This is a genomic window from Vibrio sp. 1401 (assembly GCF_033340295.1).
Genome location: NZ_JAWOWF010000711.1, coordinates 1 through 551, shown reverse-complemented (window position 1 = coordinate 551; position 551 = coordinate 1). Strand labels below are relative to the sequence as shown.

Annotated in this window: 1 protein-coding gene; it reads right to left on the bottom strand. The window is 45.4% G+C overall.

All coding sequences use genetic code 11. The features are described from left to right. On the bottom strand, positions 1-551 hold a 551-nt coding region (locus R7Z77_RS27730; protein WP_318137356.1), incomplete at both ends, for a B12-binding domain-containing protein.

Genomic DNA, 551 nt, shown 5'->3' with positions numbered 1-551 from the left:
TATTACACTGCAATACAACGCCTAAAATGTTTTTGCCGATGTCGTGCACGTCACCCTTCACTGTCGCAAACAAAATTTTTCCGTTACTGCTACCGGATTGTTTTTCGGCGTTAATAAAAGGCTCTAAATGCGCGACAGCTTGCTTCATTACACGTGCAGATTTCACTACTTGAGGTAAGAACATCTTACCCTCACCAAATAGGTCACCCACCACGTTCATGCCATCCATCAAAGGACCTTCAATCACTTCAAGTGGTTTTGCCGCATTCACACGTGCTTCTTCAGTGTCTGCAACGATGAACTCTGTGATCCCTTTAACTAACGCATGCTCTAAACGTTTTGCGACAGGCCAAGTTCGCCACTCAAGCGCAGAGGCATCTTCTTCTTTGCCAACGCCTTTATCTGCATATTCAGCCGCGATATCCAACAATCTTTCTGTAGCGTCATCTCGACGGTTAAGCACAACGTCTTCTACCGCTTCTCGTAGTTTTTCCGGAACGTTGTCATAAATTTCAAGTTGACCCGCGTTTACGATCCCCATATCCATACCA